Annotated in this window: 1 protein-coding gene; it reads right to left on the bottom strand. The window is 56.6% G+C overall.

Annotation, left to right across the window (positions count from 1 at the left end; all coding sequences use genetic code 11):
- Window positions 1-463, bottom strand: a 463-nt coding sequence (locus NWP14_RS27820; protein WP_375216323.1) for an ABC transporter substrate-binding protein, incomplete at both ends; no start/stop codon positions are given.

The following is a 463-nucleotide window of genomic DNA, read 5'->3' as shown; positions in this document are numbered from 1 at the left end:
GAACGCGTCCGGATCGTCCTGACGGGCAAAAGGAACGTTCACGTTGTGATTGCCGAGCACCCACCACTCCGCGTAAGCGTTGACGAACGGCGTGTAGCCGGCATCTTGAATCTTTTTGGCCGCCGCTTCCAATTCGGATAACGTCTTCGGAATCTCCGTCACGCCCGCTTCTTCGAAAATGTCTTTGTTGTACAGGAATCCGTACCCTTCATAGTTCAGCGGAAATCCGTACAGCGTGCCGTCCGCGCTCATCGGATCTGTGGCGACCTGATCCATGTTCGCCGTCCACGGCTGATCCGACAAATCTTCCAGATATTCCAGCCACAGATCGCGTTCCTGGAAACCGCCGATCGTGAAGATATCAGGTTGGGCGCCGGCGGAAAAACGCGATTTCAGCGAAGCCGCGTAATCCGTTCCACCGCCGACCGATTGGATATTCAGCACGACGCCGGGATGCGACGAC

The organism is Klebsiella sp. C349492 (genome assembly GCF_042055345.1).
Lineage (GTDB): Bacteria > Pseudomonadota > Gammaproteobacteria > Enterobacterales > Enterobacteriaceae > Klebsiella > Klebsiella scottii.
Note: the sequence above shows the minus strand (reverse complement) of the source record. Positions and strands in the feature narration are given on the sequence as shown.